Here is a 22,647-nt window from a genome sequence, read left to right as displayed (position 1 = left end):
ATTAAAAAGGAGATTTAAATACTATCCATGTTATTGACAGATTTTGATTACGATTTGCCCGAAAACCTTATCGCACAGACACCGGGCCCGCAACGTGACCATTCGAGGCTCATGGTGCTGAACAGAAATGATGAAACTATAAAGCATCAGCATTTTTTTGAATTGAAGAAATATCTCAAGGCAGGAGATACGTTAGTTTTTAACAATACAAGAGTAATTCCTGCCAGACTTATCGGCAGGCGGGAAAAAACAGGTGGGAAAGTAGAGGTCTTCCTCCTGCGCAGACTTGAAGGCGATGCATGGGAAGTGCTGGTAAAGCCCGGAAAGAAAGCACTTGTCGGCAGTTTGATAAATTTTGGCACGGAGCTTAGCTGCGAAATAAAAGAAAACACTGATTTCGGCGGCAGAATTGCCGAATTTTCTTATGAGGGCATATGGGAAGAGATACTTGATCGGCTTGGACAAACACCTCTTCCACCTTATATTCATGAGAAACTTGAAGATAAAGAACGTTATCAGACAGTTTATGCCAGAGAAAATGGATCGGCAGCTGCTCCTACAGCAGGTCTCCATTTTACCGAGGACCTTTTGGCTGAATTGAGGGACATGGGAGTGAATCTGGAATTTGTGACACTGCATGTCGGGTTGGGTACTTTTCGTCCGGTTAATGAAAATAATATCGAAGATCATGTGATGCATAAGGAATATTTTCATATTGACAGCCAGACTGCGGCACGGATAAATGATGCGAGAGCACGGGGCGGAAGGATAATTGCAGTTGGCACCACATCAATAAGAACTCTTGAATCGGCAGCTGCGGACGATGGTACTTTACCGGCCAAAAGCGGTGAAACGGGGATTTTTATCTATCCTGGCTACAAATTCAAAATAGTAGATGGGATGATAACGAATTTTCATCTACCAAAATCAACTTTGATCATGCTCATAAGCGCCTTTGCCGGACGGGAATATGTTTTGCGGGCATATAACACTGCTGTCCAGGAAAAATACAGATTTTTCAGCTTTGGTGACGCAATGTTGATATTATAACAACATAAACAATAAGACACGAAATGCCCTGCAGACTTGCGCTGCAGGGCATTTTCTTGTATAAAAGAAAACCACGCGATAGTCGCGTGGTTCAAAAAAGCTTAAGCGGTGAGTCCTAATGTGCTAACCTGAAAATAAGCCTGCCAGCTTAAAATACAGATTATACATTAGGAGATGCCACTAAATGCCGAAACAAGAAAATAATGACACACATAGTTTAGCACATACGAAGTGGAATTGTAAGTATCACATAGTTTTTGCCCCGAAGTATCGTAGAAAGGTATTTTATAAGGAAAAACGGCAAGAACTGCGAGATATAATGAGAACTTTATGTGAATGGAAAGATGTAGAAATTATTGAGGGAGAAATATGTCCAGATCATATACATTTGTTAGTTTGTATACCACCAAAGATAAGTGTTTCAGGATTTATGGGATATCTAAAAGGGAAAAGCAGCTTAATGATCTTTCAAAAATTTGGGAATATGAAATTTGCGTATAGAAACCGCGAATTTTGGTGCAAAGGGTACTATGTAGATACAGTTGGAAAAGACACAAAAGCTATAACAGAATATATAGCAAATCAGTTAAAACGAGATAAGGAAGCAGACCAATTAAGTTTATTTGATCAAAGAGACCCGTTTACGGGTAGCAAATAAAAGTTGCATGGCTGGCAGGCCAATAAAAGGCGCATTTATGCGCAGCCAGTGAAAAAGGGCTATGCCCGAAAAGGAAAAACCACCCGCTATGCGGGTGGATAATTATTACTTATAGAAAAACTAAATGCCATTATATGTGAATATTTTCGTTCATATAATCAGAAGGTTCTTTTAATTTTAGAAAAATTTTTATATAATAGCAATATGAACATACATAATTAAATCATGTGTGAAGGGAAGAAATAATTTGGATTTTTATACTTATAATTTTATTGAAAATCAATCACAGATAAATTATTTCCTTGAATATACTGTATCTTTTTTGATTTTGAGCGGATTTCTCTTTGCCAGTATTAAATATATGCGCAATCGTTTAAAAACAAAAAATAGAGATTTGCTTATTATATTTTTATTATTGATTATTTTATTAATAGGTTTTCAAATGACTGATTATCAAAAAAGTCAGACTGACGCGGAACAAACATCTCAAATGATAGCGTTCATTAAAAGCGTGGCAGAAGAAAGACGTGTTTCTAAAGATATAATAAGTGCTAATTCATCACGTATAAAGAATGAAATGATTATTTGCATAGGGGATTCTTTTTATCAGGTGAACTTCTTTTCGAATTACAGCGCATATGAATTAAAAAGTATTTCTATCATAAGTCCCGATATACGGTTTATTGATAAATAGGGCGTATGAACAATAAAATTTGAAGAAAGGATTATGGTATTTTCCTATATCAATATCATAGAAAAATATGCTTATTTATTATCCTATAATTATGAAACTGACATTGGGTTTATTATGTCTGATACTGCAGATCAATGTACTGGGTAAAGGCAATCTTGCACCAACGTCGGCAATGGATCAAATCCAGAATTATGTTCTGGGCGGTATAATTGGCGGTGTCATTTACAATGACAATATAAGTGTATGGCAGTTCGTTTTAATATTAATGATTTGGACATTATTGGTCCTGGTATTAAAATTTATAAAAACAAATAGCCATCTGGCAAAAGTGCTAATTGACGGACGTCCTGTGCTGCTGATTTTGAATGGTAAAATTTTTGTAAAGCAGTGTATGCTGTATGGAATATCCGCACATGATCTTATTTTGAAACTTAGAGTGTCGGGTGTTTATCATATAAAGAACGTTAAACGGGCGGTCATGGAGCAAAATGGGCAATTAACAATTATCCAGTATGGAGAAAAGGATGTCCATTATCCGCTTATCCTTGATGGGCAAGTTGATGAAACTATCTTAGAATTGATTAATCATGATAAGCTCTGGCTTTTAAATGAGGTCCAAAAAGCTGGTTATCACATTGATGAAATTTATCTAGCTGAGTATATTTCCAATGAATTACATATATACTCCTATTAGACAAATAATATTACAGTGGAAAATATCGAGCCGCAATGTAAAAGGAAGTCATTGTTTGACAGCAGCCGTCGATGCAAAAATCAATACAGCAAAACCGGAGAGAAATGATAAATATTGCAGATATCAGTTCTCTACGGTTTTTTGTGAAGTTTTTATTGCTCAGGTGCGGTGTGCCATTGGTAAAAGGAATATATAGATATTGAGCAGTGTCAACAGAATAAGCAGTACAGCGTAAGGAATATAAGAATTTTTCTTTCTTACGGTCTGACCATAGCTGGATTTAGCTATACGATAAGCGGTGTAAACTGAACCCGCTGCGCCTAAAAACAGTAATAAGAACTGCATTATTTCTATAGTACCTGAAGAGAGTACGGCTGTGGATGCGGGATGACTGGTAAAGCCGAACATTGACAGTGCCGAGTAGAATACGGATTTTCCCTCTGCGAATAAATGAAATAAATTATGAGCCATATGACCGGCAAAGTCCAAGGGAATCAAAGCATAACCGAAGCGTGCAAAATTCATATGCACAGAATCTTTATTGAGACGAGAGCCAAACCAGCTGGCTGCGTAAAGCAACGCAACGGGGATCGACATAGCTACAGCAAAAATTACGGTGAAGGTTATCGCATAATTATTTGTTCCTAAAAATACCTCCAGATGATGCTGTGCTTGTGCCCAGATATCAAGCATTGTAATATTTTGCACAAAGACGATTCCCATAATTATAACGGCTAAAAAGGCTTCATCAAATCTTGGTTTGCGAATGAACCAAAGCTCTTTGGAAGGGATACGCACGGAAAGTTTGATGGAATCATTAGGGCAGTTCTTTACGCAATAACCGCAAAAATTGCAGCGGGCATTGCTTTGCATTGTCCTCGGAAACTCGAACATAGGGCAGCCGGGGGCTTTTTCTCCGCCTTTATAGCAGGCAGCTACCGTACATTTTTGACATTTTTCCGGTGTGCCTCTGAGTTCAAGCGAGGCGCTTCGTGAATAATTTCCGGATAATCCGCCGAGAAAACAAAGATATCGGCACCAGGTTCTTCGTTCAAAGAATGCACCTGAGATGATGACTCCGGTAATGAGCAGCAGCATAATGATTCCGGAGCCGCGCGGATTTTCTACCATGCCAAAGACATGGTCGTTCCACGTGATTAGAATATACAAAAAATCAATGATCCATATGCCATATTTTTTTAAAAAACGAGGTACCGGCCGATGGTTTCCCACAAATTTTTGAATAACGTCACTCAATGTGGCGAACGGACAGATGGCACACCAAAATCTGCCTAACACCAAAAATGTCAGGGGGATTATTGACCACCAGAAAATCCATGTCATGGCCGTTCCAAAATTGTCATGAGGGGAGGAGTCCCCAAATAAAAGTTGATATACGATGACGGCAAATACAGCTGCCGTCGGCCAACGAAATATTCCGGGATACCATCGGCTTTTTAGAAGCTCTTTTAAAAAAATGTTAATTTTTGTCTGCATGATGATATACCCTCTTCTTTTTATACTTCATTGCAGCGGCAACCGCAATGGCAATGATGTTGACAGTTAAAAATACATAAATGAACGGCCAGTCAGGACCGATTCCTGATTTTCCGGTAGTTCTTTCATCATGCGTGTGTCCTTCGGGTTTATCTCCGTGATTGTGTTCTTCCGTGCCTGAATTTTCGACAGCAGAATGGTTCATTTCATCACTTTTCATCTGCATGCTTCCGTTCATGTGCATTTGCTGGTCCATGTTGTCTCCGTGACTGTGTTCTTCCATGGCATGGGGCTGATGTTCAACGTTTTGTTCGGCGGCATAAACATGCGGGTAGATACTGCCCATGATTATAAACAGCACAAAAAATCCCATAAAAAATTTCCGCAAAATTTTGACCTTCTTCCTCAAGATAATTTAGGAACAGACGTGCTTATCAGATTATGTAGCCAGTTATATCAGTATTGTTGACTGAGAAAAAGGATCTACATCAAATAATTTTACAATTTAAATATGCAGAAAATATGGAGAAGCTATGTGAAAGCTATGTGAAATTTACCATGAAATAAAAATAAAACCGCAGCATTATATGCATTTTTATAAGTATATGCATAATGCTGCGGTTTTTTATCTAAGGGACAATTGTTATTTAAGCAAATTAGGCGGTTGGTTTTTGATCCGAAAACAGCTCTTTATCGGATAAGCTGCGTAAGATAAATCGAATAGGCTACGTTGTTCTGTAATCTATGAATTTGAATATAAAGGCACCTGCAAGTCCTGATAAAATTGAACCCAGAATGATCCCCAATTTGGCAGTTGTAAGGTATTCCGGAATATCTGCAAAGGCCAGCGAGGCTATAAAAAAGGACATAGTAAAGCCAATACCGCTTAATACACCTGCCCCCAAAAAATGACTGTAAGTGGTTGATTCTGGCATTTTTATGAAGCCTGTTTTAAATAATAAAAAAACTGTACCAAATATACCCAATGGTTTGCCCAAAGCCAGGCCAGCCAATATTCCTATGCCTTCGTGTGTAAACAGATCGTTTATTTCGGAAAAGTTCAGTTTTATGCCGGCATTAGCTAGAGCGAAAGCAGGCATGATAAACCATGCTGACCATGGAGCGAGAATGTGCTCCAGTCTGTGCAGAAGTGATTTTTTCATGTCTTGTGCGGCATTGGCAGGAATGATCAAGCCTAATGCAACCCCGGCTATAGTCGGATGTATACCGGCATTGTAAAAGGAAAACCAGGCTGCCAGACCTGTGAGCAGGTAGATGGTAATATACTTGCAGTTGTATCTGCTGAAGAGGGCGGCTGTCAATAAGGAGGCCAATCCGCAGCTGAGTGCCGAGATTTGGATATCAGTGCTGTAGAATAAAGCAATTATAATAATGGCGCCCAGATCGTCTACTATTGCCAGTGCAGTTAAAAATATTGCTATACTACGTGGTGCACTGCCTGCTGCCAATGATAAAATACCCAGTGAAAACGCTATGTCAGTAGCCATTGGAATACCCCAGCCTATTGAGGTAGGTTCACCTTGATTGATAATATAATATATACACGCAGGAACGAGCATGCCACCTATGGCAGCTGCAATCGGCAAAACCGTAGCAGATAGAGATTTAAGCTCGCCAAAGAGAAATTCACGTTTTATCTCCAGGCCGATTACGAAAAAAAATATTGTCATCAGCCCATCATTTACCCAATGTAAGACAGACAACTTGATGATGCCCATTGAAAAATACGAATTTAATACTGCTTGATATTCAGCGGATATGCCGCTATTGGCAAGCAGCATTGCTAATATGGCGAATAATAGTAATATTACACTGCTAGAGGATTTGTGCCTGAAAAAATGATTAAAAGGCTTTAGCAGAACAGTAGCTTTTTGGGTTATATTGTATTTCCAATATTTCAATGATATATTCCTTTTATATTTTTGATAATATGATAACTAAAAAAATTTTACTATGGAAGGTAAGCGAATATGTAAATACTGAGGATCAGTGAATATAAAAACGGCACCTTTCACTGGCAGCAGATGCCGTTTTTATATTTGGTGCATGAAAAAAACTCAAAGTCAAATTATATATTGATTATACTATCTATCAGCAGCATAACAGTTACCAAAACTGGTATGATTGAACCCAAAATATCAAACAGAAAATCCTGAATCATTTTCATTCGTAAAATCCTTTTCGATTTATCAAATTGATCAATTAAATTACTTTGTTAATCGGCTCACGAGCTGTAACAGATAAATGTGGAAGACATATTAATTGAATGGCCATTTTTGAGAGCTTATATTATTTAAAACTCCTCATAGACAGCCGGATCCTGAGCGAAGCTGCGGCCGTCAGTCCGAGTCAAACCTGAAATTTGGAGCATTTCTTCATCGGATAATTGAAAATTAAAAATATCAATGTTTTCACGCTGATGAGTAATGCCGGAGGCTTTTGGAATAGGCAGCGCATTGAGCTGTACATGCCAGCGGAGAATAATTTGCGATACGGATTTTTGATGTGTATTGGCAATATTGGCAATGACCGGGTCTGTGAGTAAGGCGTTGCCACGGCCCAAAGGACTCCATGACTGGGTGACAATATGATGGCTGCTGTTATAGTTTCGCTGAAGTTCTTGGTTGAAGTATGGGTGTAATTCAATTTGATTAATACAAGGGCATACATCAGTTTCCTTAAGCAGCCGGTCAATATGTTCAGGAAGAAAATTGCATACACCTATAGAGCGTATATAGCCTCTTTTTCTTGCTTCTATGAAAGCCTGCCATGCTTCCACGTATTGATCGATACGTGGATTCGGCCAATGGATAAGATAAAGATCGTAGTAGTCGAGATCGGCTCTGTAAAGAGATTCTTCGATCGTTTCCAGGGCTTCCCGATAAGCTTGGCGGCGTCCCGGAAGCTTGGAGCAGACAAACAGCTTGTCTCGTCCGATAAAGCATTTTTTTATAGCGTGTCCTACTGTGCCTTCATTTTCGTAATTGAAAGCAGAATCAAGCAGGCGATAGCCTGCATTGACAGCATCTTGTATAGATTTGATGCCGTTTTTACCTTTCAATGTATATGTGCCGAAGCCTATTGCCGGTATTTTAAAACCGTCGTTCAATGTTATATCAGGTATTGTTTTACACATATAATTCACCTCACTATTAATTTTATATAATAATAGTTCTATATTGATGCAATATCCCCTCTTACCGGTGATATATTATCTATTGGCACGGACCGATTATTTATAAAGCAGAAAAATATAAAACGGCAGACCAGGCAAAAAAAGACAAGGATAATTAAGCGCAGGTTTAATTTGCAGCTTTAGTGTAAATAAATCCCGCTGCTTTGAAAAATGGCAGCGGGATTTATCGACAACAAAAGCAAAAGACAAATTTTATTGCAAAATATTAAGGAATTCAGGCAGTAACGGGAAGCTGTTTCCATAAGCGGCGAAAAGCACTTTTTTGAACTTCCGGTGTGCGGATTATCCTTTTTTCCAGTTCATCTTCAGTTTTTATTTCTCTGACAGCAGCATACAGATCATCTAATTTTTTAAAATCTTCCATACGCAACGAATTCAAATAGGCATATTCTGGGATAGCATCCATTTTTTTGCGCAAACGATCACGATAGGCATCGGCATTGGCATTGTGTACACCGTTAACTATTTCGGCAAGTTCCTTTAAATCAAGCATTTCACGCATAGAATCGCTCATCATAACAATATCAAATCCCTTCGTACTTATTAAAAAATATATATTAATTATACTGCGTTGTTTTTTTAGAAGCAATATTTATTGTAAACAAAGTTTTGCTAAAAAGGATGGTGCTAATACCGGGCAATATAAAAGGCACGGTATCGTTTAAATGATGCCGTGCCTTCTTATAAAAATTGTTGCTATATATTATTGTAAGCAGATACTATTTTTCCAAATAAAGGATCGCTGCTTGTAAGCTGAGAATATTTTTCCACAGCTTTTTCGATGCCATTGCTTTTTATGAAATTTTGAATTTCCGCGGCCTGTTCATCTTCTGCGTAATCAAAGTGATATCCGGCGGCGATGGCTGCTGCCAAGTGTTCATTAGGAAGAGCATATTCCTGAGCCAGCATGGCAGGGCCGACCAAACGATCTTTTCTGCCAAGTTTCCTGATCGGTGAACGGCCGACACGGGTAACTTCATCATGCAGATCTTTAAGTGAGATACGTTTCAATATTTTTTGGATGAAGGTTTCCAGCTCTTCTGTTGTGAAAGGAAATTTCTTTGTCATCATGACAGCAGATTCGCGCATGGCAGCTACTACAGAAGCGTAAATGGCCTTATCATTCAACGCGTCATAAATTGTCGGTAATTTTTTTGCATAGCCAAGATATGCTGCCGTAGCATGTCCGCAGTTGAATACATAAAGTTTTCTTTCCAGATACATACCAAGATTGTCAGCGTATTCAGCTCCCTTGATGGGTTGGCTTGACGGATCTTTAAGTTTGTTTTTTTCGATGACAAGTTCAAAAGAAATCTCTATCTGCGGAATACGAATGCCGTCCTGCTCTGTGCTTAATGCAATGCGGTCGACGGCTACGTTAGGAAAACAGCCGATAGAATCAAGCTCTTCTTCCGTCAAAGCGAATTTACATTCTGTCAGAGCTTTTTTCAGCATATCAGTGGCGTAAAATGCGTTTTCGCATGATAAAATATTTACTTTGCTTCCACTTTTAGCAAGACGTTCCTTAAGTCCTTTTGCCAAAGTGCCGGCAATTTTCGGCAGATTATCGACACAAACGGACGTGGTTATTATATCCGCTGCAATGATTGCATCAATAGCCTTTTTCTCATCAGTTATGGGGGAAACCGCACAAACATTATCAATTACTTCTTTACGATAGTTGTCGTTGATAATATATACATCATAACTGTTGGTTTTATTTATATAATCTACTGTGTGTTTGTCTACTTCGATAAAAGTGATCTCAAAGCCGGAATTATGGAGCAGTTCTCCTATAAAACCACGGCCGATATTGCCTGCACCAAAATGTACTGCTTTCAATGTGAACTCCTCCTGAATAGTTGTGTTTAATTTCTGATCAGCCTGAGAAAGATATATCTGTCTCAGAAAAGCTTTATCAATAATTATTTCGTGAATAGATCATAGATTTCCTGCGGTGTTTTTGCATTCTTAAGGATCGTTACGGCATTTTCATTTTCATCCAGCATAGTGGCTATATTGGAAAGTATAGTTAAATGCTCGTTGCCTATGCCGGCTATGCCGATAACTATATAGGCTGTTTCGTCGCCAAATTTCACACCCTGCGGAAATTGCAGTACGGAAAGTCCGGAAGCTTTGATTTCGCCTTTGGCGCTGCTGTCACCGTGCGGTATGGAGACGCCCTTGCCGATGTAGGTACTGATCTGTTCTTCGCGGCGCAGCATGGCGGCAATATAGTCGTTATTTACATATCCGCCGTCTACGAGGATTTGTCCGGCCATTTTGATGGCTTCATCGTGGGAAACGGTGTTTAGGCCGATTTTGATATTTTCGATCTTCAAGACACTGCCGTTAAAAGCAGCCGGTTTGTCATCTGGAACAGCGGCGGGGACATCAGCGGCAGCTGAATTTTGACGTATTCGCTGGGCCAAAAGATCAAAGACATTGTTCTGCAGAAAATCAGTGACGAAGATATGTTCTGCCTGCGGAGATGCTTTTTCTGCCCGTTCCGCCAATTTTTCATGGGAAACGACTATCTGGGCATCGGCAGGAATATTTTCGATGGCGCAATTAGTTATGGAAATATTAGTAAAGCCGGCTTTTTTGAATTTGTTCCGCAGAGCGCTCGCACCCATTGCGGAAGATCCCATTCCTGCGTCGCAGGCATAGATGATTTTCTTTATTTGTGTGCCGGGAATAATTTTATTTTCATTTGAAGCCTTACCAAGATTTTTCATTGATTTCATATCTGCCTTAGCAGCTTCCAGTGCGGTATTGTCCCCAGTATCTTTGGAAGATTTGAGAATGATCGAAGCTATGATGAAAGAGACTGCTGTGGCAACTACTACGGCCGCTATATTGGCAAAATATGCGCCTTTTGGTGTCATGGCCAAAACGGCGAAAATGCTGCCGGGAGAAGCGGGAGCTATGAGACCGCCATTTAAGATATGCAATGTCAGAACACCGCACATACCAGCAGGGATTAAAGCCAGCAGAAGCATTGGTTTCATGAGGATATAAGGAAAATATATTTCATGTATACCGCCGAGAAAATGGATTATGACGGCACCGGGGGCAGAACCTTTGGCACTGCCCTTGCCAAACAGGCAGAAAGCAAGAAGAACACCAAGACCGGGACCAGGATTTGCTTCAATCAGGAAAAATAAAGATTTACCGAAGTTTTGCGATTCTTGAATTCCTATAGGTGTAAAAATGCCATGATTGATCGCATTGTTCAGGAAAAGTATTTTTCCCGGTTCAACGAGTATGGAAACAAGAGGAATAAGGTTTATATTTACGAGAAACTCGACGGCAGCCCGCAGGATATTGTTTAAACCGAGCACGATCGGACCTACGACTACATAGGCAAGCACAGCAAGTATAGCGCCGATGATACCTGCGGAAAAATTGTTGACCAGCATTTCAAAACCGGCAGGGATGCTTTCCTGAAAAGCATCATCAAATTTTTTGATGACCCATCCGCCTAAAGGTCCCATTATCATGGAACCAAGAAACATCGGTATATCCGCACCGGCGATGACACCAGCCGTTGCTATGGCACCTACTACACCGCCTCTGTGATCATATACAGCCCGTCCGCCGCTGTAACCTATCAGTAAAGGTATAAGCCATTGGACCATTGGACCGCTGGCTTTGGCAAGATATTCGTTAGGCAGCCAGCCCGTGGGTATGAATAAAGCTGTCAGCAAGCCCCAGGCAATAAAAGCACCTATATTGGGCATTACCATACCGCTTAGAAAGCGGCCAAAAACCTGAATGCTTTCCTGAATGGTATTTGTTTTAGCATTTTCATTCATGATGTTAATACCTCCGTTTTGTAATTTTTAATAAAATTAATAATAATTTAGGTTAGCAATAGATTGATCTTTTTTTGCAGGAAACTTTTTAGAATTGTTTCCAAAGCTTTTAGAATATCATTTTTTGTCCCATTAGTTATTGTGGAAGAAAAAAGCCAATTTTCGGCCATCGCCTCAGTTATGGCACCCATTGTTTCGGCATTTTCCTGATAACCGTTGATCGGGATGACCAGCGCCACCGCAGCTGTGAGCTTGACAGAAGCATCCGTGTGCGAAAAACCATTTTCTATTCTTGCAATAGACAGACGCGAAGAGCTCACGGGAGCGCGGCAATGCAGAAGCATGATTTTCTGGTCATAAAGAAAGGTACTGCCGTATTTTTCCCTCTCCCATATTGCCTGGGTAACAGCGTCATCGGCATTGTCATCGCTTAGCAAAGATCCTATTTTTTTGATAAGATCATTCACATGTATTGGCCCGGTTTCATCAATAAAGATAAATTTGTTTAGTATATCAAAGATAGCGGTTTGATAGTGAGTAAGCTGCAATAAAGCGTCCTGAAAGGGAAGCTGCTCTTTTGAAGCGGAACGTATATTTTTTGAAGAAGACTTACAGACTAAAAGAAATTTATTGATGGAATGAATATCCTCGGAACGAAGCAGAGCATTTACTACCAAAACGGGAAGCGAAGCGTCGGGAATAGGGACTGTGGATATAATAAAGTCAATATTTTCCTTTGAAAGTTTGTTCGAGTCAAGACGCAGGGCAGAAATAATATCCACGATGTGGATCCTATTAAATTCATGCTTTATGCGAGAGGCAAGAAGTTTAGAAGACCCCAGTCCTGTCGGGCATGCTATGGCCACATGATATTTTGTCTGGGAAGTGTGCTTTGTGTCTTCTAAGGCAGCACCAAGATGCATGGCAATATAAGCTACTTCAGAATCAGGAATATGCGGGCCGACTATTTTATATAAAGGTGTGCAGCATATGCGGCTGAGCTGCATGAGCTGTGCATAATCTTTTTTTATATCGGACAGCAGGGGATTGCGTATTTCCATACCCATTTTCAATCGGCTTATGGATGGACCGAGATGATTTACAAGACCGATAAGCAGTTTTTCGTTATTCTCAAGCTTTTGACCAGTCTCAGCCTGAGCAGTTTTTATAATTTTTTTTGCCAGCTGTACGAGCTGGAAATTGGGAATAAAAGGAGTGCTGCCGGTGTAATATTCATTCCGTGTTCCGAGCAGATGCATTGCGATATATCCTATTTCTTCGCGCGGAACACTGATGCTGAACATTTTTTCTATTGATAAGGCTATTTGTTTGCTGATCGTAAATTCTTTTTTCCCGGAAAGCTGCTTTAAAAATGAATCATCAAAACTTATTTTTTCGTTTTGTCCCATACGCTGTATTGCCAGTGCAAGATGAATCAGCAGACCGACATAGGCATTGTCGGATAATTTAAAAGAATCCTTTGTTTCGATTTGCCGAAGAACGGTTTCCAGCCTGTGCAGGACATGAGTGTCAACAAGATTCAAAAGTCTTTGTGAAGATTGATCGACCAGGTTTTTTACGTCATGTTTTCGGGAAAGTGTATCATGAAGGATACTTACCAAAGATTTTTCATCAATATTTTCATAAATACAATGAAGGATAGCTTTGCGTATATTTTTTTCCGAGCCGCTCACATATACGCCGAGCCCCGGTTTGCGTATGAGTATAAGCTTATGTTTGATAAACCAATCTTCGAGCTTGTCCAGATCACTGCTTATGGTGCTTTCAGCGACATTGAGTTCCGTTGAAAGTTCAAAAAGTTTGATAGGAGCCTGATTTTGCAGCAGCCGTGCTGTTAAAAAGGTAGAGCGTTCTTTGGGTTGATAAATAAGTTTTTCCGGAGCTGTGTCAAATGCTGCTTTTATCCTTATTAAAACATCTTCACTGCCTTGCAGACAAATGCCAACACCCTGTTTTTTGTCCAGATGTGCATGATATTTTCCTATAAGTTTTTCTATTTCTGGAAGATCGCGTATTACTGTTTTTGTACTGACAGATAGCTTAACAGCGATAGCTCTTATCGTCATAAAATTTTTCTGGGCGCACAAAATAAGAATAATGCTTTTTACTCTTGGACTTATTTCCCCTTTATTCAATTTTCATCCTCCTAATGATCACTCAGAAGATTCATCGTTGACAAATTGCTTAATTAAGTTATTTTAATTATAGAATATAATAAAAATATATACAATCAAAAGACATATTGATAAGTACCAATCAATTTAAGACAAAATCGAATAGATAAATTTAATATTTGGAATATACATTGCAAATAATATAATTTTTTGCTGTAAATAAAAGATAGGGGATAGTTATCTTATTGGTTGATAATAAATAAAAAGCCTGCCAAAATGGCAGACTCAAAGAAGGCAATCTTGCATAAAATATATTGTGATGAATAATAAATTAAAGAACCGAAATGTCAATTTGAGTCACACTGTCAACGATCATATCAGCCTTGCTGATATCCTGAGTGCCGCTGTTGGGGTTCTGGAAACCTATACAGGTCATGCCGGCAGACTTTGCCGCAGTGACACCATTATGCGAATCCTCAAGAACGATACATTCCTGAGGCAGGACGTCAAGTCGCTGTGCCGCTGTGAGATAAATGTCAGGAGCGGGTTTGCCGTGCTTTACCTCATTCCCGCTGAGCAGAAATTGAAAATATGCGTTAAAGTTTAGTCTGCTTATATTGGCCTCGATAAATTCAATAGGAGAAGATGACGCAACGGCAGTTGGTACATTATGTTTTTTAAGATCAAGCAATAATTTGTAAATACCATTGATAGCTTCTATTTTATTTGTTTGGACATGTGATAAAATTCTGCTGTTGTATTCATTGATAAATATATCAGCGGGGATCAAGAGTCCCTTTTCTTTTTTCACTTTACGATACATCGCACTGATATTAAGGCCGCTTAGTGTGAACATATATTCTTCATCTGCGGTGATATTGTATTCTTTCAGCATTTCTGAAAGAGTCGCGTTATGCATCGGTTCACTGTCAATAATAACTCCGTCCATATCAAAAATAAATGCTTTCATAAAAACCTCCTGATAATATGCAGTTTAATAATATTGCAGCGGTAAATATGGACTGCGCTGATGAGAAGATATACAAAATGGAAAAGGCTGCCGCAATCAGCTGCGGCAGCCTGCGAATAACTATTTACTCAACTGTTACGGATTTTGCCAAATTGCGAGGTTTATCTACATCGCAACCACGGGTAATAGCAGCATAATACGCCAACAATTGAAGAGGGACTACTGTCAAAAGCGGGATCAAAAGTTCATCGGTAGCAGGAACCTTTATCACATGATCGACGCATTTTATCAGATCATTATTGTTTTCTGAGGTAATACCGATAACAACAGCATCACGCGCTTTTATTTCCTTAATGTTGCTGATGGTTTTTTCATAAACACTTTTCTGTGTTGCCAGCGCTATAACCGGTACACCCTTAATTATAAGTGCCAGCGTGCCATGTTTCAGTTCGCCGGCAGCGTAAGCTTCAGCGTGAATATAAGAAATTTCTTTCAGTTTTAAAGCACCTTCAAGAGCAACGTTATAATCCAAGGACCGGCCTATAAAGAAAACATCCTCGTTAAAGCCATATTGCTTGGCAAATGTTTTGATTGGTTCTGTATCTTCCAGTGTTCTATCAATTTGAGCAGGCAGTTCGCGAAGTTGTTTTAAAAGCTGTTCGGTACGATCGGCAGAGATGCATTTTTTTATTCCGGCCATGTACATTGCCAATAGGAACATAGTCACGAGCTGGGTTGTATATGCTTTTGTAGAAGCAACAGCTATTTCAGGACCAGCCCATGTATAAATGACTTCATCCGCATCTCGAGCAATAGAAGAGCCCACTACATTGGTAATAGCCAATGTTTTTGCACCAAGTCGTTTTGTTTCTTTTAATGCAGCCAAGGTGTCAATAGTTTCGCCTGACTGGCTTATAACTATTACCAGCGTATGTTCATCAACTATCGGATCACGATAGCGGAATTCTGATGCTATATCTAGTTCAACAGGTATGCGGGCAAGTTTTTCAATATAGTATTTGCCGACGAGTCCTGCATGATAAGCTGTACCGCAGGCAACGATAAAAATTTTGTGGAAGGAATCAAGGTATTCTTTATTCCATTTTAATTCGTCAAGCACCACACTGAGATTATCCTTGGCAATACGAGGCATTACTGTGTCACGAACAGCTTTAGGCTGTTCGTATATTTCCTTGAGCATGAAGTGCTCATAGCCGCCTTTTTCAGCAGCTTCTGCATTCCAATTTACTTCAAAAACTTTTTTCGTTACGGGCAGGCCCTCATGATTAGTTATCCATATAGAATCTTTTTTTACTACAGCTATTTCGCCGTCATTGATTATATAATTGCGGCGTGTATAGCCAATTATAGCCGGGATATCCGAAGCTATGAAGTTTTCTCCGTCACCAAGTCCGACAATAAGCGGATTATCCTTTTTGGTGCAGATAAGCTTATCAGGGTCTTTTCTCGACATGAACAGCAGAGAGTATGAACCTTCAATCCTCTTCAGAACTTCGCGGACAGCAGTTTCAAAATCCCCGTCATATATGTCTTCAAGCAAGTGAACTACTACTTCTGTATCCGTTTCGGATAAAAATTTATGGCCTTTTTCTATGAGCTCATCTTTAAGCTGCATGTAATTTTCAATAATGCCGTTATGGACGACAGCAAAGTCACCCTTGCAGTCCATATGCGGATGGGCGTTGATGTCGGACGGACCACCGTGGGTAGCCCATCTCGTATGACCGATGCCAATGACGCCTTTCGGTTCATGTCCCTTGATTTTTGATTTTAACGCATCAAGACGGCCAACTGATTTTTCCAGATTGATTTTATCGCCGTCAAAAACAGCGATTCCGGCAGAATCATAGCCGCGATATTCGAGTTTGGTCAAACCGTCAATGAGAAACGGTTCAGCCTGTTTGCTTCCTACATAACCAACAATTCCACACATAAAGATACCTCCAAAATAAAATAATTATTAAAGATGTATCTGCCGATCCTTATTCTCTGTATTGTGCCATGGGTTATCCCGTGGTTTTGCCAGATTTTGACGACCGGATCACGGCCGAGAGGCATCCGCTGAATAATTCGACGACCTCTTCCTCGTCCTCTCAATAACAAGAGCCAGCGCTAAGCGATATGCTTTTGGGTGAAGCCTGAAACCTCCTTTGCTGATCATCTGTCTGTACCGCGGCAGATTGCAGTACATAGATATGATGGATGCAGAGAAACGCGATGTTTCTGTGTCTTCCATATTCTAATATATACTTGTAATTTGGTCAAGTTATTTGTTAATGGTGATATCTGTGCATGATGCGATGGGCTTAACAAATAGTGATGCTTTTAAGATCAGCATATTTTTCCAGCTCTTCATCATGAAGGGCTCTTTCTGTTACAAAGGCGCTGAAATTATAAAAATCTGCATAACGGTATAGACTTCGGCGCTGAAATTTTGATGTATCTGCAAGTAATATATTTGTGTCGGCTTTTTTTATAATATCTTGTTTTATGCTGAGTTCTCTGAAGGAGTCAATGGAAGGACCTTTTTCTTGAAAACCGCTACAGGATAAAAATGCAATATCAATTTTTATTTGTTCAATAGCCATATGTGTCCATGGGCCAACATAGGATAGGCTCTTTTTTCTTAATTCACCGCCGGTAATCAATATTTGGCAGGAAGCATTGTATAAATTCGCACCAATAATAGCTGAATTTGAGACAATAATTATGTCATCACGCACGGACAATATTTTTGCCAGTTGTAAAGTAGTTGATCCCGAATCTAAAAAGACAACATTATTTTCTCTGATAAGACCAGCTGCTTTTTTAGCTATCAGAGTTTTAGCTTTGAGATTTTTTTCTTCCTTCAGGGAAAAGCTATTTTCGGTATAACTCTTTGCAATATTAACGATTCCATGTCCTTTTTCAAGGAGATTATTGGAGGTAAGATAATCAAGATCTTTTCTCATTGTTACCATAGACACATCAAAATTTTTTGCTAACTCACTAACTGTCACAGAGCCTTTAGCAAGCACATATTGAACTATCTGATTGCGTCTTTCTAAATTTATAGGCTTGGCCATATTTACAAGTCCTTTTTTATTTTTATATACATATTAGCCCAAATGTTAAAAAAAAGCAATAAGAAAGTTAAAAGAAAATAAAAACATCTTTACAGAAGAAATAAAGTGTGATATCATTTCTTTAAAGTTATTTATAAGCTTATTTAATTTCTTTTTAATTTCTTTTATAAGGAGGACATATGGATATGAAATTTGGAGTAGATACCTTTATATGGACAGAGGTATTTACTGAAAAAGATTTGTGGATAATAAAGAAAGCCGAGAATTTAGGATTTAAGGCAATTGATTTTGCTATCGCTCATCCGGAAACATTTCCTACGGAAAAAGTAATAATAGAATTGAAAAAAACCAGACTTGAACCGGTGACAAGTACGACCTTAAATGCTGATAACAGTATTATTTCGATGGATTCTCAAATAAGAAAAAAAGGTATTGATTCATTAAAGAAGCTGATAGATATAAACAGAGCTATCGGTTCTAAAATATTGGGCGGTGTAAATTATGCGGGCTGGGGATGTCTGACCGGCAGGCCGCGTACGGAAATAGAATGGACGCACTCCGTAAATGCGATGCAGGAGGCCGCAGAATATGCGCTTAAAGTACATCCGGAGCTGAAGATTTGTGTTGAGCCGGTAAATAGGTTTGAAACACATTTCATCAATATTGCAGAAGATGGCGTAAAGTATTGCCAGGATGTGGGAACAGGAAATATGGCAGTGCATCTCGATTGCTTTCATATGATCAGAGAGGAGGAAAGCTACACAAAGGCTGTGGAGATATGCGGAGTAAAATATTTAGGCTATGTGCATGTATGCGAAAGCAATCGTGGGATTCCGGGGACAGGGATGGTGCCGTTCAAGGAGTTTTTTACTGCACTAAAAAATATAGGGTATAAAGGACCATGCGTGATAGAATCATTCGATCCAGGTTTTGAAGAACTGAATGGGCAGTGCGCTATTTGGCGGAAGTTTGCAGATACAGGAGAAGAATTGGCAGTTAAGGGATTAGCCAATTTAGAAGCTATTGCAGTCAGAATTTGATTGGCAGAAAAATTATAAATTATGAGGTGTAATAATTGGCGAAATTATTAGATATTTTAGAAAATTTTCCCTTCAAAGTAAAAGATAAAAAACCTATGTTGATAAAAAGAACAGAATATTCTACAGCATTATATCCGCCTGATAATGCATTTACCAGTGATAATACGTTTACGCTTGTATCAACAGATACATTTATGCTGGGAATTTATGAGTTGGGTCCGGGTGGAGTATTTGCTCCGCTTGATATACATCCGGGCGATGAATCGTATTATATCCTTCAAGGACCTGTGGTACAGAGAAGCGGTAATGGACAGTTTGCCTATCTCAGAACAGGAGAAGGGTTATTTATGCCTGAAGGAGCATGGCACTGCTGTCATAATTTTTCTGATGATAAGGCACGCATACTTTATTTCATAACACCTAAGGCTTGGAGTACAGAGATCCCTCCGGCGATTATACCTACTGACGAAGAAACTAAATTTTATAAAGGGCCAAATAACGATAAACTGCCCAACATGAATGAGAAAATATATGATATTTCCAGACAGGGATGTACCGATGATATAGGAAAATGGCCCGTAGATGCAAAAGAGGCAAGACGGACGGGAGCAGTATATGGTGTGCGTGACTTTGAAAAGCTCAATAATGTTCACGGAACAAAACATCCAATGCTTATGCGATTTATTACCAGCAATGATTACGGGCACTTTGGCGAATTTATTCTGCCAAACGGCGGCGGATATGGACCACGCTGTTCAGATATTGATTCACATGAAGGCGATGCAGCTATTTTTTGTATAGATGGTCCTATTACTATAAATCTTCCTGATCTACAAGAAAGTTTTGTATTAGAACGAGAAGATACATTTTTTATACCGGCCAAAGTAAAATATCAATTGGTTAACTTTGAAAAACATCAAATTAAGGCTGTATTTGCAATAACAAAACTTTAATTTTATTAAACATGGGAGGTCATATAATGTTAGTTAATATGCGTGAAATTCTTGAGGATGCCGAAAAAAATCATTATGCAATCGGATGCATAAATTCGCCAAATGAAGAAACGATCAGAGGGCTTATAAAAGCCGCAGAAGAGATGAATACACCGCTTATTATAGATCATGCGCAAGTGCATGACCAGCTCATTCCTATTGAAAGAATAGGTCCGTTAATGATAAAGTATGCTGAAAAAGCCAAAGTACCTATCTGTGTGCATCTTGACCATGGCAGTGATTTTACGTTTGTGATGCGCGCTATACGATGTGGTTTTCCTTCTATTATGTATGACTGCAGTGCAATGTCGTTTGAAAAAAATGTTGAGGAATTGGCAGCTTTTACCAAGATTGCGCATAAGCTTAATATAACAGTTGAAGCTGAACTGGGAGTCATGTCAAGTACGGAAGAAGATTCTCATGGAGGTAAACCGCTTACACGTGAAGATATTAAAAAAAGCTTTACTGATCCGGCTCAGGCTGCTGAATTTGCTGAACGTACAGGTATTGATGCACTGGCAGTATGCTTCGGAACTATGCATGGAATCTATGCGGAGGAGCCGTTGCTTGATATTGAACGTGTGAAGGAAATAAGAAAGCAAGTTAATGACAAGTGCCGGATAGTAATGCACGGGGGCAGCGGTGTAGATGCAGATCAGGTACAGCAGGCCATAACTGCAGGGTGTTCGAAAATAAATTATTATTCTTATATGGCTAAAGCCACAAGCAAACATGTTTGGGAAAAGTTGAACGCAGCGAAGGGCAGTATGTTCTATCATGAAGTTCAAGAAGATGCGTATCATTTTATTAAAGATTATGCTCAAGATATAATAAAAATGTTTCGTAATAATAAATAAATGAGGAGGATGGCATAATGTCAATAATTGTTGGCATTATGCCGATAAACAAATGGGAAAGGTTCTAATATCAAATGCATTGCAAAAAAATGCTGTCGTGTTGAATGTTGATTCATTTAATGACAAAGAGGCAGTCTTTGATTTTTTGGCTGACAGATTAGAGCAGGTGCAGGTTGTGAAAAATAAGGACGATTTTGTTGCTGCTCTTAATTACAGAGAGAAATTGGGACCAACCTATATGGGGAATTTTATTGCCATACCACATGGTAAAAGTAAAACGGTTGTTAATCCGGGAGTGGCTTTTTGCAGATGCAGAAAACCTTTTATCTATAAAAGCGCTGATACGGCAGGAGAGGTGAAATATATTTTTATGCTGGCTATTCCGGAAAGTCAGGCAGCAAATGATTACCTTAGAGTGTTGGCGGCATTAGCAGGGATGCTGGTACATCAGGAATTTATAGATGCGCTGGAAACTATCGAGTCATATGAGCAGCTTCTGCTGATAATTGAAAAATGGCAGTAAAATACAAATAAAGTAAAGAAAATTTGCTTAATTCTTATAATATTAACAGGAGGTTCTGTATGCAGGTTATAGCAATTACTTCTTGTGCTACCGGAGTAGCACACACATACATGGCCGCAGAAGCCATAAAAAAAATATGCAAAGAAAAAAATTATTCCTGTAAAGTAGAAATGCAGGGAGCATTGGGGTTAGAAAATAAATTATCACCCGCTGAAATAGAAAATGCCGATTTAATTGTTTTTGCTAATGATATAAAGGTCGTTAAGGCAGAGAGATTTGATGAATATAAGGATAAAATCGTAAAAGTCAAACCGCATGAAGTAATTCAAAACCCAGAAATAATCTTTAAAAATATAGTGGAGGGATAACATGATGAAGGAGCGACTGCGTGAAATTCAGGAAGCATTATTGTCAGGAGTTTCCTATATGCTGCCATTTGTTATATCAGGAGGAATTTTGATAGCAGTAGGGTTTGCAATCGGCGGTTATAATATACCTGATTCGGTTGAAAAATACGGCGATCTTGCATCAACATCATTTTGGGTGGGTAAGACGGCGTTTTCATTGATGTGTCCGGTGCTGGCTGCTTATGTGGCATATTCAATAGCCGATAAACCTGGAATTTCCGCAGGTATGGTAGGGGGACTTTTGGCATCGGATCAAGGATCGGGTTTTTTAGGAGCATTGATAGCAGGGATTATAGCAGGATATATTGTTAATCAGCTGAAACGAATACCGCTGCCGATGTCCTTGCGATCACTTTTGGCCACACTTATAATTCCTTTGCTGGGAGTCGGTATTATGGGGCTTATAATGGTATATATTATAGGCGGCCCGATTTCATGGCTGAATAAATTTTTACAGGACTTTTTAAATGGATTAAGCGGTAGCGGGTTGGTAGTTTTGGGTATTATTCAAGGTTGCATGCTGGCATTTGATATGGGCGGTCCCTGCAATAAAGTAGCCTATGCATTTGCGATAGCAGCTTCGGAAGCCGGTAATTGGGCCCCGATGTCGGCTAATTTTATTGCGTCAATGTCGCCGCCATTGGGGATTGCTATCGCATGCATGCTGGCAAAAAATAAATTTACAGGTGCTGAAAAGGCGTCGGTACCGGGACTTTTTGCAGGAGCCTTTGGAATGATAACTGAGTTTGCCATTCCGTTTGCGGCATCCGATCCGTTTAGGGTCATTCCAGCATTGATGGCAGGTTCGGCGGTGGGGGCAGTGTTGTCCTACTCATTTGATCTTACAATGAATGCGCCGCATGGTGGTTTGTTTGTGTTTTTTCTCTGCAATAATATATTGTTATTTTTACTGGCATTGATTATCGCAGGTTTTGTAACAGCGGGATGCTTGATTTTGTTCAAAAAGAATACGGAAAATGAAAAGTTATAATAGCGGTGGTGAATAAAA

General features: G+C 39.3%; 21 protein-coding genes. 10 read left to right on the top strand and 11 right to left on the bottom strand.

The genetic code is table 11. The features are described 5' to 3' along the window. Positions 1-27: 27 nt before the first annotated feature. The 4 genes from queA (at position 28) to I6758_RS09920 (ending at position 3,096) form a co-directional block, all read left to right on the top strand. Entirely contained in the window at positions 28-1,050 is a 1,023-nt protein-coding gene (gene queA / locus I6758_RS09935; RefSeq protein ID WP_196605107.1) for a tRNA preQ1(34) S-adenosylmethionine ribosyltransferase-isomerase QueA, read from the top strand. A gap of 184 nt (positions 1,051-1,234) precedes the next feature. Further along, positions 1,235-1,708, top strand: coding sequence for an IS200/IS605 family transposase (gene tnpA, locus I6758_RS09930; protein ID WP_196605106.1), 474 nt, complete (start codon positions 1,235-1,237; stop codon positions 1,706-1,708). Between the two features lie 247 nt (positions 1,709-1,955). Next, positions 1,956-2,402: a DUF3290 domain-containing protein gene (locus I6758_RS09925; RefSeq protein ID WP_196605105.1), complete on the top strand. Its 447-nt coding sequence runs from the start codon at positions 1,956-1,958 to the stop codon at positions 2,400-2,402. Between the two features lie 67 nt (positions 2,403-2,469). Beyond that, a complete protein-coding gene (locus I6758_RS09920; RefSeq protein ID WP_196605104.1) occupies positions 2,470-3,096 on the top strand; it encodes a DUF421 domain-containing protein in 627 nt (208 codons plus the stop codon). A 159-nt stretch (positions 3,097-3,255) separates the two neighbouring features. Here I6758_RS09920 and I6758_RS09915 read toward each other — a convergent pair whose 3' ends face one another. The 11 genes from I6758_RS09915 to I6758_RS09865 form a co-directional block, all read right to left on the bottom strand. Continuing rightward, the gene (locus tag I6758_RS09915) at positions 3,256-4,593 is read right to left on the bottom strand and encodes a 4Fe-4S binding protein (RefSeq protein ID WP_196605103.1); all 1,338 of its coding nucleotides are present in this window, start codon (positions 4,591-4,593) and stop codon (positions 3,256-3,258) included. Continuing rightward, complete coding sequence (locus I6758_RS09910) at positions 4,577-4,981, bottom strand: hypothetical protein (protein ID WP_196605102.1); 405 nt, start codon at positions 4,979-4,981, stop codon at positions 4,577-4,579. Before I6758_RS09910 ends, I6758_RS09915 begins: the two co-directional genes overlap by 17 nt. A 337-nt stretch (positions 4,982-5,318) precedes the next feature. Next, positions 5,319-6,515 carry a Na+/H+ antiporter NhaA gene (nhaA, locus tag I6758_RS09905; RefSeq protein ID WP_231038621.1) on the bottom strand — a complete coding sequence of 399 codons (1,197 nt, stop codon included), beginning with the start codon at positions 6,513-6,515 and terminating at the stop codon, positions 5,319-5,321. Positions 6,516-6,907: 392 nt separating this feature from the next. Continuing rightward, complete coding sequence (locus I6758_RS09900; protein WP_196605101.1) at positions 6,908-7,750, bottom strand: aldo/keto reductase; 843 nt, start codon at positions 7,748-7,750, stop codon at positions 6,908-6,910. A 274-nt stretch (positions 7,751-8,024) separates the two neighbouring features. Further along, positions 8,025-8,327 (bottom strand): hypothetical protein, encoded by a 303-nt coding sequence (locus I6758_RS09895; protein WP_196605100.1) that lies wholly within the window; start codon positions 8,325-8,327, stop codon positions 8,025-8,027. 179 nt (positions 8,328-8,506) lie between these two features. Further along, positions 8,507-9,652 carry a mannitol-1-phosphate 5-dehydrogenase gene (locus tag I6758_RS09890; protein ID WP_196605099.1) on the bottom strand — a complete coding sequence of 382 codons (1,146 nt, stop codon included), beginning with the start codon at positions 9,650-9,652 and terminating at the stop codon, positions 8,507-8,509. 83 nt (positions 9,653-9,735) lie between these two features. Beyond that, positions 9,736-11,628 carry a PTS mannitol transporter subunit IICBA gene (locus tag I6758_RS09885; RefSeq protein ID WP_196605098.1) on the bottom strand — a complete coding sequence of 631 codons (1,893 nt, stop codon included), beginning with the start codon at positions 11,626-11,628 and terminating at the stop codon, positions 9,736-9,738. A gap of 47 nt (positions 11,629-11,675) precedes the next feature. After that, positions 11,676-13,784, bottom strand: coding sequence for a BglG family transcription antiterminator (locus I6758_RS09880; RefSeq protein WP_196605097.1), 2,109 nt, complete (start codon positions 13,782-13,784; stop codon positions 11,676-11,678). Positions 13,785-14,094: 310 nt separating this feature from the next. Next, the gene (locus I6758_RS09875; protein WP_196605096.1) at positions 14,095-14,733 is read right to left on the bottom strand and encodes an HAD family hydrolase; all 639 of its coding nucleotides are present in this window, start codon (positions 14,731-14,733) and stop codon (positions 14,095-14,097) included. 124 nt (positions 14,734-14,857) lie between these two features. Next, complete coding sequence (glmS, locus tag I6758_RS09870) at positions 14,858-16,687, bottom strand: glutamine--fructose-6-phosphate transaminase (isomerizing) (RefSeq protein WP_196605095.1); 1,830 nt, start codon at positions 16,685-16,687, stop codon at positions 14,858-14,860. Positions 16,688-17,060: 373 nt separating this feature from the next. After that, positions 17,061-17,819, bottom strand: coding sequence for a DeoR/GlpR family DNA-binding transcription regulator (locus I6758_RS09865; RefSeq protein WP_196605094.1), 759 nt, complete (start codon positions 17,817-17,819; stop codon positions 17,061-17,063). A gap of 185 nt (positions 17,820-18,004) precedes the next feature. Here I6758_RS09865 and I6758_RS09860 point away from each other — a divergent pair, with 185 nt between their 5' ends. From I6758_RS09860 to I6758_RS09835, 6 genes are read left to right on the top strand one after another with little or no spacing between them, the layout of a single operon-like run. Then, positions 18,005-18,859 (top strand): sugar phosphate isomerase/epimerase family protein, encoded by an 855-nt coding sequence (locus tag I6758_RS09860; RefSeq protein ID WP_196605093.1) that lies wholly within the window; start codon positions 18,005-18,007, stop codon positions 18,857-18,859. A gap of 35 nt (positions 18,860-18,894) precedes the next feature. Continuing rightward, a complete protein-coding gene (locus I6758_RS09855) occupies positions 18,895-19,812 on the top strand; it encodes a cupin domain-containing protein (protein ID WP_196605092.1) in 918 nt (305 codons plus the stop codon). 26 nt (positions 19,813-19,838) lie between these two features. Beyond that, complete coding sequence (locus tag I6758_RS09850; protein ID WP_196605091.1) at positions 19,839-20,708, top strand: class II fructose-bisphosphate aldolase; 870 nt, start codon at positions 19,839-19,841, stop codon at positions 20,706-20,708. A gap of 52 nt (positions 20,709-20,760) precedes the next feature. Beyond that, a complete protein-coding gene (locus I6758_RS09845; RefSeq protein WP_196605090.1) occupies positions 20,761-21,231 on the top strand; it encodes a PTS sugar transporter subunit IIA in 471 nt (156 codons plus the stop codon). 59 nt (positions 21,232-21,290) lie between these two features. After that, entirely contained in the window at positions 21,291-21,599 is a 309-nt protein-coding gene (locus I6758_RS09840; protein ID WP_196605089.1) for a PTS fructose transporter subunit IIB, read from the top strand. 1 nt (position 21,600) lies between these two features. Beyond that, positions 21,601-22,629: a PTS fructose transporter subunit IIC gene (locus I6758_RS09835; protein ID WP_231038620.1), complete on the top strand. Its 1,029-nt coding sequence runs from the start codon at positions 21,601-21,603 to the stop codon at positions 22,627-22,629. Positions 22,630-22,647: the final 18 nt, after the last annotated feature.

It is taken from the genome of Pectinatus haikarae (assembly GCF_015732185.1).
GTDB classification, from domain to species: domain Bacteria; phylum Bacillota; class Negativicutes; order Selenomonadales; family Selenomonadaceae; genus Pectinatus; species Pectinatus haikarae.
The sequence above is the reverse complement of the archived record's forward strand: the minus strand, read 5'-3'. Positions and strand labels throughout refer to the sequence as shown.

Bases quoted from the DNA above. Each gene is read 5' to 3' on its own strand.
- I6758_RS09850 (WP_196605091.1), top strand. From the start codon at position 19,839: ATGTTAGTTAATATGCGTGAAATTCTTGAGGATGCCGAAAAAAATCAT.
- I6758_RS09865 (WP_196605094.1), bottom strand. From the start codon at position 17,819: ATGGCCAAGCCTATAAATTTAGAAAGACGCAATCAGATAGTTCAATAT.
- I6758_RS09900 (WP_196605101.1), bottom strand. From the start codon at position 7,750: ATGTGTAAAACAATACCTGATATAACATTGAACGACGGTTTTAAAATA.
- glmS (WP_196605095.1), bottom strand. From the start codon at position 16,687: ATGTGTGGAATTGTTGGTTATGTAGGAAGCAAACAGGCTGAACCGTTT.
- I6758_RS09920 (WP_196605104.1), top strand. From the start codon at position 2,470: ATGCTTATTTATTATCCTATAATTATGAAACTGACATTGGGTTTATTA.
- I6758_RS09875 (WP_196605096.1), bottom strand. From the start codon at position 14,733: ATGAAAGCATTTATTTTTGATATGGACGGAGTTATTATTGACAGTGAA.
- I6758_RS09885 (WP_196605098.1), bottom strand. From the start codon at position 11,628: ATGAATGAAAATGCTAAAACAAATACCATTCAGGAAAGCATTCAGGTT.
- I6758_RS09915 (WP_196605103.1), bottom strand. From the start codon at position 4,593: ATGCAGACAAAAATTAACATTTTTTTAAAAGAGCTTCTAAAAAGCCGA.
- I6758_RS09860 (WP_196605093.1), top strand. From the start codon at position 18,005: ATGAAATTTGGAGTAGATACCTTTATATGGACAGAGGTATTTACTGAA.
- I6758_RS09845 (WP_196605090.1), top strand. From the start codon at position 20,761: ATGGGAAAGGTTCTAATATCAAATGCATTGCAAAAAAATGCTGTCGTG.
- I6758_RS09835 (WP_231038620.1), top strand. From the start codon at position 21,601: ATGATGAAGGAGCGACTGCGTGAAATTCAGGAAGCATTATTGTCAGGA.
- I6758_RS09895 (WP_196605100.1), bottom strand. From the start codon at position 8,327: ATGATGAGCGATTCTATGCGTGAAATGCTTGATTTAAAGGAACTTGCC.
- I6758_RS09840 (WP_196605089.1), top strand. From the start codon at position 21,291: ATGCAGGTTATAGCAATTACTTCTTGTGCTACCGGAGTAGCACACACA.
- tnpA (WP_196605106.1), top strand. From the start codon at position 1,235: ATGCCGAAACAAGAAAATAATGACACACATAGTTTAGCACATACGAAG.
- queA (WP_196605107.1), top strand. From the start codon at position 28: ATGTTATTGACAGATTTTGATTACGATTTGCCCGAAAACCTTATCGCA.